The sequence below is a fragment of the Pseudomonas carassii genome, from assembly GCF_036324045.1.
GTDB lineage: Bacteria > Pseudomonadota > Gammaproteobacteria > Pseudomonadales > Pseudomonadaceae > Aquipseudomonas > Aquipseudomonas peradeniyensis.
The window spans coordinates 50,569-64,784 of sequence record NZ_JAZDCT010000006.1; the positions used below are offsets into that span (position 1 = coordinate 50,569).

13 protein-coding genes are annotated in these 14,216 nt (G+C 66.1%); 5 read left to right on the forward strand and 8 right to left on the reverse strand.

What is annotated here, in order from left to right:
* Positions 1-11: 11 nt before the first annotated feature.
* From V0R62_RS06330 to V0R62_RS06340, 3 genes are all read right to left on the reverse strand, one after another.
* Positions 12-698, reverse strand: coding sequence for a helix-turn-helix transcriptional regulator (locus tag V0R62_RS06330; protein ID WP_330103130.1), 687 nt, complete (start codon positions 696-698; stop codon positions 12-14).
* A gap of 141 nt (positions 699-839) precedes the next feature.
* Entirely contained in the window at positions 840-2,543 is a 1,704-nt protein-coding gene (locus tag V0R62_RS06335) for an amidase (RefSeq protein WP_330103131.1), read from the reverse strand.
* A 212-nt stretch (positions 2,544-2,755) separates the two neighbouring features.
* On the reverse strand, positions 2,756-3,433 hold the full coding sequence (locus V0R62_RS06340) for a DUF3313 domain-containing protein (RefSeq protein WP_330103132.1): 678 nt from the start codon (positions 3,431-3,433) through the stop codon (positions 2,756-2,758).
* A gap of 179 nt (positions 3,434-3,612) precedes the next feature.
* Between V0R62_RS06340 and V0R62_RS06345 the strand changes: the two genes are divergently transcribed.
* Together V0R62_RS06345 and V0R62_RS06350 are read left to right on the forward strand one after the other, a co-directional pair.
* Entirely contained in the window at positions 3,613-3,996 is a 384-nt protein-coding gene (locus tag V0R62_RS06345) for a type II toxin-antitoxin system RelE/ParE family toxin (RefSeq protein WP_330103133.1), read from the forward strand.
* Complete coding sequence (locus tag V0R62_RS06350) at positions 3,977-4,282, forward strand: helix-turn-helix domain-containing protein (protein WP_028689488.1); 306 nt, start codon at positions 3,977-3,979, stop codon at positions 4,280-4,282. The genes V0R62_RS06345 and V0R62_RS06350 overlap by 20 nt, the downstream gene beginning before the upstream one ends.
* Positions 4,283-4,292: 10 nt before the next feature.
* On the opposite strand, the gene V0R62_RS06355 is transcribed toward V0R62_RS06350, so the two are convergent.
* The 3 genes from V0R62_RS06355 to V0R62_RS06365 all read right to left on the reverse strand — a co-directional run bounded on the left by V0R62_RS06355 (position 4,293) and on the right by V0R62_RS06365 (position 8,203).
* Positions 4,293-5,588 carry an NAD(P)/FAD-dependent oxidoreductase gene (locus tag V0R62_RS06355; protein WP_330103134.1) on the reverse strand — a complete coding sequence of 432 codons (1,296 nt, stop codon included), beginning with the start codon at positions 5,586-5,588 and terminating at the stop codon, positions 4,293-4,295.
* A gap of 13 nt (positions 5,589-5,601) precedes the next feature.
* Positions 5,602-6,690, reverse strand: a complete 1,089-nt coding sequence (locus V0R62_RS06360; RefSeq protein WP_330103135.1) for a polyamine ABC transporter substrate-binding protein — start codon at positions 6,688-6,690, stop codon at positions 5,602-5,604.
* A gap of 154 nt (positions 6,691-6,844) precedes the next feature.
* Entirely contained in the window at positions 6,845-8,203 is a 1,359-nt protein-coding gene (locus tag V0R62_RS06365; RefSeq protein ID WP_330103136.1) for a glutamine synthetase family protein, read from the reverse strand.
* Between the two features lie 164 nt (positions 8,204-8,367).
* On the opposite strand from V0R62_RS06365, the gene V0R62_RS06370 reads away from it, so the two are divergent.
* The gene (locus V0R62_RS06370) at positions 8,368-9,267 is read left to right on the forward strand and encodes a helix-turn-helix domain-containing protein (RefSeq protein WP_330103137.1); all 900 of its coding nucleotides are present in this window, start codon (positions 8,368-8,370) and stop codon (positions 9,265-9,267) included.
* Between the two features lie 54 nt (positions 9,268-9,321).
* Complete coding sequence (locus tag V0R62_RS06375) at positions 9,322-10,725, forward strand: aminotransferase-like domain-containing protein (RefSeq protein WP_330103138.1); 1,404 nt, start codon at positions 9,322-9,324, stop codon at positions 10,723-10,725.
* On the opposite strand, the gene panB is transcribed toward V0R62_RS06375, so the two are convergent.
* Both panB and V0R62_RS06385 read right to left on the reverse strand, forming a co-directional pair.
* The gene (gene panB / locus V0R62_RS06380) at positions 10,713-11,528 is read right to left on the reverse strand and encodes a 3-methyl-2-oxobutanoate hydroxymethyltransferase (RefSeq protein ID WP_330103139.1); all 816 of its coding nucleotides are present in this window, start codon (positions 11,526-11,528) and stop codon (positions 10,713-10,715) included. The two genes, V0R62_RS06375 and panB, sit on opposite strands and share 13 nt — an antisense overlap.
* 239 nt (positions 11,529-11,767) lie before the next feature.
* Entirely contained in the window at positions 11,768-13,153 is a 1,386-nt protein-coding gene (locus V0R62_RS06385) for an aldehyde dehydrogenase family protein (RefSeq protein ID WP_330103140.1), read from the reverse strand.
* Positions 13,154-13,258: 105 nt separating this feature from the next.
* Here V0R62_RS06385 and ptrR point away from each other — a divergent pair, with 105 nt between their 5' ends.
* A complete protein-coding gene (gene ptrR, locus V0R62_RS06390) occupies positions 13,259-14,134 on the forward strand; it encodes a putrescine utilization regulator PtrR (RefSeq protein WP_330103141.1) in 876 nt (291 codons plus the stop codon).
* The last annotated feature ends 82 nt before the right edge of the window (positions 14,135-14,216 follow it).

Below are 14,216 nucleotides of genomic sequence, written 5' to 3' on the forward strand. Positions count from 1 at the left end.
GGGCTCCGGGTTCAGTCGCGGGCAGCCGTGGCGGGCTCGCCGCGCAGCTGCTCCAGGTAGTTGTAGACGGTGTAGCGGGTCACGCCGAGGGCCTCGGCGGCCTTCTCCACGCCACCCTTGACGATGAACAGGCCGCGCTCCTGCATGATGCGCACGGCCTCGACCTTGGCCTGCTTGTTCATCCGCCCCTGGCCGCTGCGTTGCAGCGCGGCCTGGATGATCCCGGCCATCAGCGCGGTCATGTCGGCCGCCTCGTCGACCGCCGTCAGCGTGGCGCCCAGTGGCTGGAAGTGCTGTAGAAAGGCCATGGCCGCGTCCAGGCCGGTGACGTCGGTGTTTACGCACAGGCTGGCGAAGGGTTGGCCGTCGCGGTCGCGGAAGATTGCCGTGGCGCTGCGCAGGCTGCGGCCCTTGAGGGTGGTGGGGTAGTCGGGCAGCACCACCGGTGCACAACCCTGTTGGTCGACCGAGGCCTGCATCAGCGCCTTGAAGCCCTGGTCCTGCTCGGGGGCGGCGAGAATCGGACTGCCGACCCGGCGGCCGGAGAGATGGCCGTTGACGATCGCCACTACCGAGCGCTCCGGGTGCTCGAGGTTATGTAGAAGGATTTCGACGTTGCGTGGGACGACACTGCCCAGGGCCTGCAGGGTGGCCTGGAGGACAGTCAGGGTGAGTTGGCGTTCTTGGGAAGGCGTCATGGCGGCATCGCATTATCAACAGTTAGTTGATTTTTGCATGCCTTGTGGAAATATTCCACTGGGGTAGAAAGCATCGCGGGGCAAGCCCGCTCCCACGCAATTGTGCGTTTGGGAGCGGGATTGCCCCGCGATGCCTATCGATCAGGCCAGCTTTGGCGTGCGCGGCGGGATCATGCGACGCGAGCCGGTCGACTCGAAGGCGGCAGCAAATTTCAACAGATTGTTGTCACTGTACGCCTTGCCGGCGAAGGTCAGCCCCACCGGCATGCCGATATCGGCCATCACGCCCATCGGCACGGTCACGGTCGGCACGCCCAGATGGCGGATCGCCAGGTTGCCGTTGGCCACCCAGATACCGTTACTCCAGGCGATGTCCGCCGATTCGGGGTTCACATCGGCGTCGGCAGGGCCGACGTCGGCCACGGTGGGGAACAGCACCGCGTCCAGGCCCTGGGCGTCCATCCAGTCTTCCAGGTCGAGCTTGCGGGTAGCTTCCAGGCCGCGCAGACCGTCGGGCACGGTGGCGATCTGGTCCCAGGTCTTCAGGCCGCGCTTGGCCATGTTGACGTATTCGTCCATACCGGCGGCCAGGTCGTCCTCACGGTTGGGCAGAGTGCCCGGGTCGTGGGGGAAGATCTGCGGGCCGTCGACATCGGCCAGGCGGTTGAGCTTGGGATCATCGTTGGCGCGCAGGAAATCGTCGAAGGCCCAGCCGGACAGTTCCCACAGTTCGTCATGCAGGAACTCCTTGCTGACGATGCCACGGGTGAACACGGTCGGCGCGCCGGGGCGATCGCCTTCGCAGTTGGAGACCAGCGGGAAGTCGGTCTCGACCACTTCTGCGCCGGCCGCTTCCAGGGCCAGGCGGGCCTGCTTCCACAGTTCGATCACGCTGGCGCGGGTGTTGATGCGCTGACCGGTCGGGCCACCGATGCCGGGTTTCTCCGAGGTGCCGGCGTCGGCGTCGGCGTTGATGTACATGCGTGGCACGGCGAATCGCTTGCCCTTGAGCGACTCGGCGCTCACGGCCAGGTCCAGGTACGACTGCGGGCGCACGCTGGAGGCGGCCGGGATCGGCACCCATGGCTGCAGGCGCCACAGGTCGCCGCGGGTGTCGGCGTCGTCGGCCACCACCACGTCGAGGATCTCCAGCAGGTCGGCCATGGTCCGGGCGTAGGGCACGACCACGTCCATGGTCGGTGTCAGCGGCCAGTTGCCACGCACCGAGATCACCCCGCGCGACGGGGTGTAGGCGCACAGGCCATTGTTCGAGGCCGGGCCACGGCCACTGGACCAGGTTTCCTCGGCCAGGCCGAAGGCGCTGTAGCTGGCGGCGGTGGCGGTGCCGGCGCCGTTGGACGAGCCGGAGGCGAAGGGCGCGGTCAGGTAGGCGGCGTTGTACGGGCTCTCGGCGCGGCCGTAGACGCCGCGCTGCATGCCGCCGTTGGCCATGGGCGGCATGTTGGTCTTGCCCAGGCAGATGGCGCCGCCGGCGCGCAGGCGCTCGACGGTGAAGGCGTCGCGCTGGGCGACCAGGTCCTTGAACGCCGGGCTGCCGGAGGCGGCGGTCAGGCCCTTGACCAGGTAGCTGTCCTTGGCGGTGTAGGGAATGCCGTCCAGCGGGCCGAGGGTTTCGCCACGGGCGCGGCGGGCGTCGGAGGCTTCGGCCTCCTTGAGCGCTTCAGGGTTGCGGACGACCACGGCATTGAGTGCAGTGGCGGTGTCCTTGCCATCGTAGGCGTCGATGCGCGCCAGGTAGGCCTTGACCAGCTCGACGGCGGTCGTGCGGCCGGACTCGAGCGCGTCGCGCAGCTCGGCAATGGAAACCTCGGTTACCTCGATCATGCTGTCACCACAGTTGTGCAGGTGGAAAAATCATGGCGGCGAGTGTAGCAAGAAGGTCTCACTGGGCGCAGGCATGCAGCGGGGAAATGCTTCGTTGCAGCGCGGCATTGCGGCGCTGGGCGGCAGGGGGTGAAAGACGTGGGAGCTTGCCTGTGCGGGCAGCACAAGACAGAGGCTCCCACCGGGATGGCCGGTGTATCAGATCGACCGCTTCACTTCGATTTTTGCTGCAACGCCACGAAGCTGCGACGCATGTCGCTGGCCCAGCCATCGAGCACCGGCTTGACGTCGTTCAGGGTCAGTTGCGTGCTGTCGTTCTCCAACTCCTTGCCGCTGCCCTTGCGCACCACCTGGGCCAGCACGTTCTGGTTGCCGCCATCGAGGAAGGCAGCTTCCACGGCGATGTCCACGGCCTGGTCGCGGCCGCCGGCGGCGGTGTTGACCGCTGCTGCGACCAGGGCGATGGGAATCACCTCGTAGGGCTTGAGGCCTTCGGTGCTGGTGGACACCGCGGTGATCGCCGGGCGCACCACGATGGTGTTGGGGCCGGGTTCCTTGACCAGGGTGAGCACGCTGCCCAGCTCACGGCGCATCGCTTCGTTGAAGTAGCGGGTGATCTCCTGCAGGGTCTGCGCCGAGATCACGTTGGTCGGCTGCGGCTTGGGATAGAACTGGCTCGGTTCGATGAACACCTTGGTGTACTGGCTGGCCTTGACGTCCGGGTCGATCCAGCGCATCACCGGCGTGCCGGAGATGCTCTCGGCGGGTTTCAGGCGGCTGTAGTCCTTGAGAAAGCCGGAATAGTCCTTGGGATCGACTCGGTTGCTGGAGCAGGCAACCAGGGCCAGCAGGGCAGCGCACAACAGGGTGGTGCGAGGCAGGTGCTTCATGATGACGAGGTCCATGAGGGAAGTGGCCAGAACAACGCTAGCAGGTGGTTGGCTGAAGGCCAGCGGTCAGGTGTTGACGGATGCCATTTCCTACGGCGCAGTCTGAGTGCGCCGACTATCCATTGGTCTTCGAAGCTGGAAAAGTATGCCCTTTACGGGTATGTTTCGGAGTGTCGGCCATGGATGTCTACAAGCGAAGGGAGTTTGCCCGCTGGCAACTCAAGGAGTGCGTACCGGACCACCTGCTTTGCCGGGCTGTTCTGGAGATGCAGAGTGGGCTGGTTGACGCGAGCCTTGGTGGCTTGCTGTTCAAGAAACGTGTTGCGGGCCTGTGCAGCGGCAAGCGGGGAGGCTACCGAACACTGCTGTCGGCTCGCATCGGCAATCGCTACGTGTTCCTTCATGGGTTCGCCAAGAGCGACATGGCCAATGTCACGGCGGCCGAGCAGAAAGCGCTTCAGTTCGCCGGCAGGGTCTTTCTGGAATTGTCACCCCACGCTCTGGCCAAGGCATTGGGCTGTGGCGTATTGATGGAGGTCCACTGTGACCAGCAAGCTCATTGAATCACTGCGAGTCGACCTCTCGGACCTCGAGCAGGCAGGCGCCGTCGGCAAGGTCACGTTGCGCGACTTTGAGGCGATCTGCCCGGCCCCGGTGCGGGCATTCAGCGCCCAGGACATTCGCCACCTGCGCGAAGCGCTGAACTTCAGCCAACCGGTATTCGCCCTCCACCTGCACACCAGCGCATCGACGGTGCGCAAGTGGGAGCAGGGCGAAACACGCCCGGCCGGGCCTGCCTTGAAACTACTGAACATCATTGCCGACAAGGGGCTGCAGGCCATCCTCTGAAGCAGGGTTGTCAGCCCAGCGCCTCGCGCAACCGGTACCACAGCATCCCCAGCGCCAGCAGCGGCGAGCGCAGCGCCTTGCCGCCGGGGAAGGTCAGGTGCGGCACCGCGCTGAACACATCGAAGCCCTGGCTGTGCTCGGTGGCGATGGCCTCGGCGAGCAGCTTCGCGGTCCAGTGGGTAACGTTCAGGCCATGCCCGGAGTAGCCCTGGGCATAGAACACGTTGGGGTGCTTGCCGAGGCGGCCGACCTGAGGGAAACGGTTGGCGGTGATGCCGATCATGCCGCCCCACTGGTAGTCCAGGCGCACCTCGGCCAGTTGCGGGAACACCTTGAGCACCTTGGGCCGCATGTAGGCGCCGATATCCTTGGGGTCGCGGCCGGAATAGTGGCAGGCGCCGCCGAACAGCAGGCGGCGGTCGGCGGTCAGGCGGTAGTAGTCCAGCCCCACCTTCTGGTCGCACAGTGCCATGTTCTGCGGGATCAGCGTGCGCGCCAGGGCCTCGGGCAAGGGCTCGGTGGCCACCACGTAGCTGCCGGCCGGCAGCACCTTGCCGCACAAGCGCGGCTCCAGTTCGTCGAGGTGGGCGTTGCAGCCCAGTATCAGGCTTTGAGCGCGTACCTTGCCCCGGGCAGTGTGCAGGGTCACCGTGCTGCCATGTTCGATGCGCAGCACCGGACTTTGCTCGAAGATCTGCACGCCCAGGCCGTGGGCGGCGCGGGCTTCGCCCTGGACCAGGTCGAGCGGGTGCAGGTGACCCGAGCCCATGTCCACCAGGCCGCCGGCGTACAGGTCGCTGGCGACGATCTCGTGCATGTGTTCGGGGTTGACCAGGCGGGTCTCGTGGCGATAGCCCAGTTCAGCCAGGTCGCGCTGCTCGTCTTCGAAGGCGGCGAATTGGGCGGGGGTGTTGGCCAACTCGCAAAAGCCCCAGCGCAGGTCGCATTCGATGCCGTATTGCTCGATGCGATTGGCCACCAGGGCCACCGAATCGATGCCGGCCTGCTTGAGGTAGCGCACGCCGTCCTGGCCGACATGGCGGGCAAAGCCGCAGACGTCATGGCCGATGCCGCGGATCAGCTGGCCGCCGTTGCGCCCGCTGGCGCCCCAGCCGATGCGGCGGGCTTCCAGCAGGATCACCGAGAGGCCGCGCTCGGCCAGTTCCAGGGCGGCGTTGACCCCGGTCAGGCCGCCGCCGACCACGCAGACATCGGCCTGCAAGTCCTGGTTGAGCGCAGGGTAGGTGGCCGCCTGGCGCGCCGAGGCGGCGTAGTAGGAGGCGGTGTGTTCGTTCATCTGTGGCATGGGTGGGCTCGGCTCAGCGGTTGGACTTGATCTTGCTCCAGGAGCGGGTCATCTGCCGCAGGATCCCGGGGCTCTGCATGGTCGAGACATACAGGTTGTCCAGCACGTCCTGGGGCGGGTAGATCTCGGGGTTGTTCACCAGCGCCGGGTCCATGTCGGCCTTGGCATCCGGGTTGGCGTTGGCATAGCCGACCGTGGCGCTGACCTTGGCGATCACCTTGGGGTCGAGCAGGTAGTTGATGAAGGCCAGGGCCTGCTCGGGGTTCTTGGCGTCCTTGGGGATGGCCAGCAGGTCGAACCACAGGTTGCTGCCTTCCTTGGGAATGCTGTAGGCGACCTTGACGCCATTGCCGGCCTCCTCGGCGCGGTGGGCGGCCTGCAGCACATCGCCGGAATAGCCGAAGGCGATGCAGACGTCGCCGTTGGCCAGGTCCGAGACGTACTTGGAGGAGTGGAAGTAAGTGATGTAGGGGCGCAGCTCCAGCAGGCGGGCCTCGGCCTTGCGGTAGTCGTCGGCCTTCTCGCTGCGCGGGTTCATGCCCAGGTAGTTGAGCATGGCCGGGAACAGCTCGTCCGGCGAGTCCATGAATGCCACGCCGCACTGCTTGAGCTTCTTCAGGTTCTCGGCTTCGAACAGCACCGCCCAGGAATCGATCTTGTCGATGCCCAGCACCGCCTTGACCTTGTCGACGTTGTAGCCGATGCCGTTGGTGCCCCAGAGGTACGGCACGGCGTACTGGTTGCCTGGGTCGTTCTGCTCCAGCTGCTTGAGCAGTTGCGGGTCCAGGTGTCGCCAGTTCGGCAGCTTGCTGCGGTCCAGCGGCAGGAACGCGCCGGCCTGGGCCTGGCGCGCGAGGAAATGGTTGGAGGGCACGACCACGTCGTAGCCGGTGCGCCCGGCCAGCAGCTTACCCTCCAGGGTCTCGTTGGAGTCGAACACGTCATAGACCACCTTGATCCCGCTGCTGGCCTGGAAGTCGGCCAGGGTGGTGTCACCGATGTAGTCGGTCCAGTTGTACACGCTCACCGTCGGCTGGGCCTGGACGGCGGCGCCGAACAGCAGAGCGAAGGTTGCGGGGATCAAAGCTTGCGGATGACGCATGTCGACACCTCGTTGGTCTTGTTCTTCGAATTCGGTGGTGTAGGGGCTGCTGCGCAGCCCATTCGTGGCACAAGGCCGCTCCTACTGAACGCGCGCAGCCCCTGTAGGAGCGGCCTTGTGCCGCGAAAGGGGCGCAAAGCGCCCCCGAGGGGGCTTAAACGCTCAGCAACAGGAACTCCCGCTCCCACGAGCTGATCACCCGCTTGAAGTTCTCATGCTCGGCACGCTTGACCGCGACATAGCCCTGGACGAACTGCTGGCCCAGGTACTGCTGGACCTTTTCGCAGTCTTCCATGTGCTGCAGCGCATCTTCGATGGTGATCGGCAGGCGCAGGTTGCGTCGTTCGTAGGCACGGCCTTGCACCGGGGCGCTGGGCTCGATTTTCTCGACCATGCCGATATAGCCACACAACAGGCTCGCGGCGATGGCCAGGTAGGGGTTGGCGTCGGCGCCCGGCAGGCGGTTCTCCACGCGCATCGCCTCGGGGCTGGAAGTCGGCACGCGCAACCCGGCGGTGCGGTTTTCCTCGCCCCACTCGACGTTCACCGGCGCCGAGGTGTCGGGCAGGAAGCGACGGAACGAGTTGACGTTCGGCGCGAACATCGGCAGCAACTTGGGGATGTACTTCTGCAGGCCGCCGATATGGTGCAGGAACAGCTCGCTCATGCTGCCGTCCTCATTGGCGAAGATCGGCTTGCCGGTGGCGATGTCGACCACGCTCTGGTGCAGGTGCATGGCGCTGCCCGGCTCGTCGGTGATCGGCTTGGCCATGAAGGTGGCGGTGACGTTGTGCTTGAGCGCCGCCTCGCGCAGGGTGCGCTTGAACACGGTGATCTGGTCGGCCAGGTCCAGGGCGTCGCCGTGACGGAAGTTGATTTCCATCTGTGCCGGGCCGTCCTCGTGGATCAGCGTGTCCAGGTCCAGGCCCTGGATCTCGCACCAGTCGTAGACGTCCTCGAACAACGGGTCGAATTCGTTGGCGGCGTCGATGGAGAACGACTGACGGCCACTCTCGGCGCGGCCGGAACGGCCCAGTGGCACCTGCAAGGGCAGGTCCGGGTCTTCGCAGCGTTGGGTCAGGTAGAACTCCATCTCCGGCGCGACGATCGGTTGCCAGCCCTTGTCGGCATAGAGCTTCAGAACCTTCTTCAGCACGTTGCGCGGCGACAGCTCGATGGGGTTGCCCTGCTTGTCGAAGGTGTCGTGGATGACGATCGCGGTCGGTTCGATGGCCCAGGGGATCTGGTACACCGCCGTGGGGTCGGGGCGGCAGACCATGTCGATGTCGGCGGCGTCGAGCAGGCTGTAGTAGATGTCGTCATCGACGTAGTCGCCGGTGACGGTCTGCAGCAGCACGCTCTCGGGCAGGCGCATGCCGCGCTCGTGGAGGAACTTGGCGGTCGGGGCGATCTTGCCACGGGCGATGCCGGTCAGGTCGCTGATCACGCATTCGACTTCGGTGATCCGGTGTTCTTTCAGCCAGGTGGACAGCTGATCGAAGGGGGCGTTCATACAAACCTCTTGGTTGGGTAGTTGTGGTGGGACGCAAGGCGTTCATCGCCGCAGGGCACTTCCCACAGGTGACGCTGAGGACTATCTTGGTCGCTGCCCCCCGGGGTGATCTATCCACTTTCTCCGGCAATCAATGCACCAAAAGAGTGCAACTAGGACAGCGCGTGACAACGCCAACCGCCTTGCAGGTCCAGGACTTCCGTACCACCGATGTGACCGAACAGACCCGCGCCACCCCAGGCTGGCAGCAGCAGTACCGGCAGATGTCCCCCGGGCATTTCAACGGCCAGCTGCGCTGGCTGGGCCTCGACGGTGTCGAGGTGTACGAGGAGCGCCTGAACACTCGGGTCGAGCAGTTCTTCCGCGCCCCCAGCGGCGCCCTGGCGTTCTGCTTCGACCGCAGCGAGAACAGCCTCTACCTGCTCAACGAAGACAGCCGCAACATCTGGATCACCCCGGAGAACTACCAGGAAGTGGCGGTGGTGTTCGAGCAGCCGTTCCTGGCCAGCCACGGCCTCGACCTGGAGTGCCTGCGCGGTCTGTTCATGGTGCCGCTGACCTGCCAGCAGAACGCGCTGTTCGGCAACTGGCTGAGCGCCACCTTGACCCGCCTGGGCCAGGCCGACTGCCCGCTGGAGGGCAGGGCGCTGGCCGAGCAATTACTGGAAGACTGCCTGTTCATCCTCGACAACGCCGGTCAGCGCCTGCAGGGCGAGGCGCTGGGCCGGCGCGACGAGGAGCGGGCGATCATGCGCCGGGTCAGCGAATGGGCCGCCGATTGCCCCGACGAAACCCTCAACCTGGTGGAGCTGGCCAAGGTCGCCGGGGTTTCCGTGCGTCAGTTGCAGCAAGCCTTCAAAGGCTTCACCAACCTGCCGCCGGCGCACTGGTTGCGCCTGCGGCGGCTGAATGGCGCGCGGCGCGACCTGCTGGCAGGCGACGCGACCGTGGCCGAGGTGGCCATGCGCTGGTCGTTCTGGCATTTGGGGCGGTTTTCCGAAAGCTATCGCCAGCTGTTCCGCGAGCTGCCCAGCGAGACGCTCAGGCGAGGCCGGGGAAACTAGGACGGTGCGGCAAAACTTGCTAGGGTGCCCGCCGAACTCCCTGGGAGCATCGGCATGGAGACCGAGCGGGCACCGCGTTTCACCTACCAGAAAGTCCACCGCTACCTGAGCGACTGGCTCGACGCCCGCGCGCCGGAGCTGGAGCATCGGTTGCCCTCGCTGCGCGATGTCGCCCGGTATCTGCAGGTCTCGCTGTCGACCAGCAAGCAGGCGTTCGCCATGCTGGAGGCCCAAGGGCGTATCCAGGCCCGGCCCAAGGTTGGCTACTTCAGCGTGGCCCAGACCTCGGTCGGGCAATTGCCGTCTTCGCTGAGCCTGATCGACCGCCTGTACGCCAATGCCCGGCAGCCAGGCATGCTGGCCCTTAGCAGCGACTCGCCGACCATGCTCGCCTCACTCGAAGGGCCGCTGTTGACCGTCGAGCGTGAGCTGCTACGCCAGTTGCCCCGTGCCGAGGCGCCGCCGTTTTCGCCCTTTGGCGAGCCGGCGCTGCGCGAGGCCCTGGCCCGTTGCTACAGCCGTAGCGTGGATGATCACTGGCAGGCCGACCAGGTGTTCATCGGCGCCGACTGGCGAAGTGTGTTCGAACTGGCCGTGCGCACGCTCTTGCCACCGGGCGCCTGGGTACTGGTCGAGTCGCCTTGCTCCTGGCTTGTCCTGCGCTTGCTGCAAGCGGCGGGGCTGAACATTGTCGAGGCGCCACTCGGCGCGGGCGGCCGTTTCGATCTGGAGGCGATGGCGCGGCTGCTGGCAGAGAAGCCCGTGCAGGCGGCGGTGCTGTCATCGACTGTGAACATTCCTCAGGGCGGCGTGATGCCGCTCGAGGACAAGCAGCGTTTGTGCGCGCTGCTGGCCGACCATCAGGTGTGGCTGTTTGAAAATGACAGCTACGGCGCGTTGTGCGACGACCTGGGATGCTCACGCTATCGGGAACATGCCGATCCTCAGCGCCTGTTGGTGCTGGCCGGTTTCGACAAGTGCATCGGCCCCGAGGCGCCGTTCGGCTACCTGCTGTGCCGTGGCGCTGCGGGTAGCCTGGTGGCGGCCTTCCTGGCCCAGGGCTTTCGCCTGCCCAGCTATCGTCAGCAGGCCGTGGCCCGCCTGCTGGTGTCCGGGCGCCTGGCGCGGCACCAGGCGCAACTGGCGCGACTCCTGGCGCACAGCCGACAACGCATGGCGCGGTTACTGCAGCGCCATGCCGCCGATTGCCTGCGCCTGACGATGCCGGTGGCGGGCGCCACCTTCTGGTTGCAGGCAACCCGCCCCGTGGACATGCAGGCCATCTGCGAGCAGTTGCTGGGGCAGGGCATCGTCATCGTGCCGGGCACGGTGTTCAGCCAGGCCGGACACTGGCGCGACCATCTGCGCCTGAGTTTCACCGTCGACTGGCAGCAGGATATCGAGGGTGCGCTGGTATTGCTGGCCCAGGCGATACGTCGGGCGCCTCAGCAGCCGTAGCAATGCTCGCGTTCGGGGAACTCGCCCTGGCGCACTTCGTTGGCGTAGCGGGCGCAGGCGACCCGGATCACCGCCGCCACGTCGGCATACTGCTTGACGAACCTCGGCTTGCGCGGCCCGCCCAGCCCCAGCAGGTCCTCGGTCACCAGAATCTGGCCATCGCAGGCCGGGGAGGCGCCGATGCCGATGCACGGCTGCCGGCTTTCCTCGCTGATACGCCGGGCCAACGGCTCGGCCACGCCTTCGAGCAGCAGGCTGAAGGCGCCGGCGCCCAGGTTGGCGCGGGCGTCCTCATGGAGGGTCGCGGCGCTGTGCTCGGTAAGCCCTTGGGCCTTGTAACCGCCCATGATATTGACGAATTGCGGCATCAGGCCGACATGGGCCATGACCGGGATGCCCCGATCGACCAGAAAGGCCACGGTGGAGGCCAACGTCCGGTTGCTCTCCAGCTTCACGGCGTCGCAGCCGGTAGCGGACAGGACCTGGGCACAGTTGCGCAAGGCCTGCTCGGGGGATTCCTGATAGCTGCCGAACGGCATGTCGGCAATCACGCAGGCATGCTGGGTGCAGTCGACCACGGCGCGGGTGTGGCTGATGGTCTCTTCCAGGCGCATGGCCAGGGTGGAGCGCCTGCCGTAGGCGACCATGGCGGTAGAATCGCCCACCAGGATGAAATCCACCAAGGGATCGATCAGGCGCGCGATCGGGGTGCTGTAGGCGGTGAGGGCGACGATCTTCTGCCGGCCCTTCATGGCGGCAAGATCAGGAACGGTCAGGCGCTGGCTGCTGGTTTGGGTGCTCATCGGTACCTCCGGAGTGCTGGGGAGGTGCTCGATTATTCGTTCGCGTGGCGCGGATTCAAGATACAGACTCGGGCTGATTTGCAGCCCAGCCCTGTGTAGGAGCGGCCTTGCGTCGCGAACGGGCCGCAGAGCGGCCCTGGTGATCTGTCTTGTGGCGCAGACCCTGGGGGCGCTACGCGCCCCGTTCGCGGCACAAGGCCGCTCCTACACAGGGATGGCGCAGGGTTTGAGCCAGTGGATCAGTTGCGATCCAGCCACACCGTCTGGGCGTTGGTGAACTCGCGCACGCCGAAGTGCGACAGTTCACGGCCGAACCCGCTCTTCTTCACGCCGCCGAACGCCACGCGGGGGTCGGAGGCGCAGTAGCCGTTGATGAACACGCCGCCAGTGTCCAAGGCTGTGGTCATGCGCTCGGCCAAGGCATAGTCGGCGGTGTAGATCGTCGCGGCCAGGCCGAACTCGCTGTCGTTGGCCAGCTCCACCGCGTGCTCAGCATCGCGGGCGCTGATGATCGCCGCTACCGGGCCGAACAGCTCCTGCTTGAAGGCGGTCATGTCCGGGGTGACGTTGGCGAACACCGTCGGCGCGTAGAAGTTGCCCACGCCTTCGATCTTGCTGCCGCCCAGCAGCAGGGTGGCGCCTTCGGCCAGGGTCGCCTGGACCTGGCCGTCGAGCTCATCGCGCAGGTCGTAGCGCGCCATCGGACCGATATAGGTGGCGTCGTCCAGCGGGTTGCCCACGGTCAGCGCACGGGTGGCCGCGACGAACTTCTCGGTGAACGCCTCGACGATGCTTTGCTCGACGATCAGGCGCTTGGCGGCGGCGCAGACCTGCCCGGTGTTCTGGTAACGGCCGATCACGGCGGCCTTGACTGCGGCATCGAGGTCGGCGTCGGCCAGCACGATGAACGGGTCGGAACCGCCCAGTTCGAGCACGCACTTCTTCAGCGCGGCGCCGGCCTGCGCGCCGATGGCCATGCCGGCGCGCACGCTGCCGGTAAGGGTGATGGCGGCGATGCGCGGGTCGTTGATGGCCCGGGTGACGCCTTCGGGGGTGACGTTGAGCACCTCGAACACGCCTTCAGGCAGGCCGGCGCGCTTGAACAGGTCGGCCAGCAGGTAGGCGCTGCCCATCACATTGGGCGCGTGCTTGAGCACATAGGTGTTGCCCGCCAGCAGTGCCGGTACCGCGCCGCGCAGCACCTGCCAGATTGGGAAGTTCCACGGCATCACGGCGAGAATCGGGCCCAGCGGGCGGTATTCGATGCGGGCCTTTTCAATCTGGGTCGGCTCTGGCGCCAGCATGGCCGGGCCGTGTTCGGCGTACCACTGGCACAGGCCGACACACTTGCTGACCTCGCCGCGGGCCTGGCTGATCGGCTTGCCGATTTCGCGGGCGATCATCTGGGCGAAGGCCTCGGCGTTGGCCTGCAGGGCCTGCCCGAGCGCGACCAGGTACTCGCTGCGCTGACCCAGCGACACGTTGCGCCACTGGTTGTAGCCCGCCTTGGCGCGTTGCAGCGCCGCGTCCAGTGCGGCGTCGGTGTCGAAGGCGTAGTGGCCAATCCGTTCGCCGCTGTAGGGGTCGACGGAGATGGCGTGGGTCAGGCTGCTGATCTCGCTCATGGCAGGACTCTCATTGTTTTGATCGGGTGAGCCCAGACTAGGGGTAGCGTGCTTTAATGAAAACTGAATAATAATGAGTGAAACATTCACGTTTGGAGAATGATCGTGGACCTGGTGCAACTCGAGATGTTCAAGGCCGTGGCCGAGCACGGCAGCATCAGCGCCGCCGCCCAGCAGATCCATCGGGTGCCGTCGAACCTGACCACTCGCATCAAGCAGCTGGAGGAAGACCTGGGCGTCGAGCTGTTCATCCGCGAGAAAAGCCGCCTGCGCCTGTCGCCGGCCGGCTGGAACTTCCTCGAGTACACCCGGCGCATCCTCGACCTGGTGCACGAGGCGCGGCTGACCGTGGCGGGCGAGGATCCCCAGGGGACCTTCGCCCTGGGGTCGCTGGAAAGCACGGCGGCGGTGCGCATCCCGGCCTTGCTGGCGGCCTACAACCAGCGCTATCCCAAGGTCGACCTGGACCTCTCCACCGGCCCGTCGGGGACCATGCTCGAAGGCGTGCTGTCCGGGCGCCTGGTGGCGGCCTTCGTCGATGGCCCGGTGCTGCACCCGACGCTCGAGGGCATGCCGGTGTTCGAGGAGGAGATGATGGTCATTGCACCGCTCAACCACTCACCGGTCACCCGCGCCCGCGATGTCAACGGTTCGAGCATCTACGCGTTCCGCGCCAACTGCTCGTACCGCCACCATTTCGAGAGCTGGTTCGTCCATGACCAGGCGGTGCCGGGCAAGATCCACGAGATGGAGTCGTACCACGGCATGCTTGCCTGCGTCAGTGCCGGGGCTGGCCTGGCAATGATGCCACGCAGCATGCTCGACAACATGCCGGGGTGCAGCACGGTCAGCGCCTGGCCGATGGCCGAGGACTTCCGCTACCTGAAGACCTGGCTGGTGTGGCGGCGGGGCACGGTGTCGCGCAGCCTGAGCATGTTCATCAAGCTGCTGGAGGAGCGTCGTGAGCTGCCCACGTCCTGAAAGGTGACGTCATGCGGACTAACGGTGTGCCGGGATGCGAACCCCGGCCTCGGAAAAGCCTCAAAACTGTGTAGACCATCCC

Coding starts and splice junctions, on each gene's coding strand:
- V0R62_RS06330 (WP_330103130.1), bottom strand. CDS start 698: ATGACGCCTTCCCAAGAACGCCAACTCACCCTGACTGTCCTCCAGGCC.
- V0R62_RS06335 (WP_330103131.1), bottom strand. CDS start 2,543: ATGATCGAGGTAACCGAGGTTTCCATTGCCGAGCTGCGCGACGCGCTC.
- V0R62_RS06340 (WP_330103132.1), bottom strand. CDS start 3,433: ATGAAGCACCTGCCTCGCACCACCCTGTTGTGCGCTGCCCTGCTGGCC.
- V0R62_RS06345 (WP_330103133.1), top strand. CDS start 3,613: ATGGATGTCTACAAGCGAAGGGAGTTTGCCCGCTGGCAACTCAAGGAG.
- V0R62_RS06355 (WP_330103134.1), bottom strand. CDS start 5,588: ATGCCACAGATGAACGAACACACCGCCTCCTACTACGCCGCCTCGGCG.
- V0R62_RS06360 (WP_330103135.1), bottom strand. CDS start 6,690: ATGCGTCATCCGCAAGCTTTGATCCCCGCAACCTTCGCTCTGCTGTTC.
- V0R62_RS06365 (WP_330103136.1), bottom strand. CDS start 8,203: ATGAACGCCCCCTTCGATCAGCTGTCCACCTGGCTGAAAGAACACCGG.
- V0R62_RS06375 (WP_330103138.1), top strand. CDS start 9,322: ATGGAGACCGAGCGGGCACCGCGTTTCACCTACCAGAAAGTCCACCGC.
- panB (WP_330103139.1), bottom strand. CDS start 11,528: ATGAGCACCCAAACCAGCAGCCAGCGCCTGACCGTTCCTGATCTTGCC.
- V0R62_RS06385 (WP_330103140.1), bottom strand. CDS start 13,153: ATGAGCGAGATCAGCAGCCTGACCCACGCCATCTCCGTCGACCCCTAC.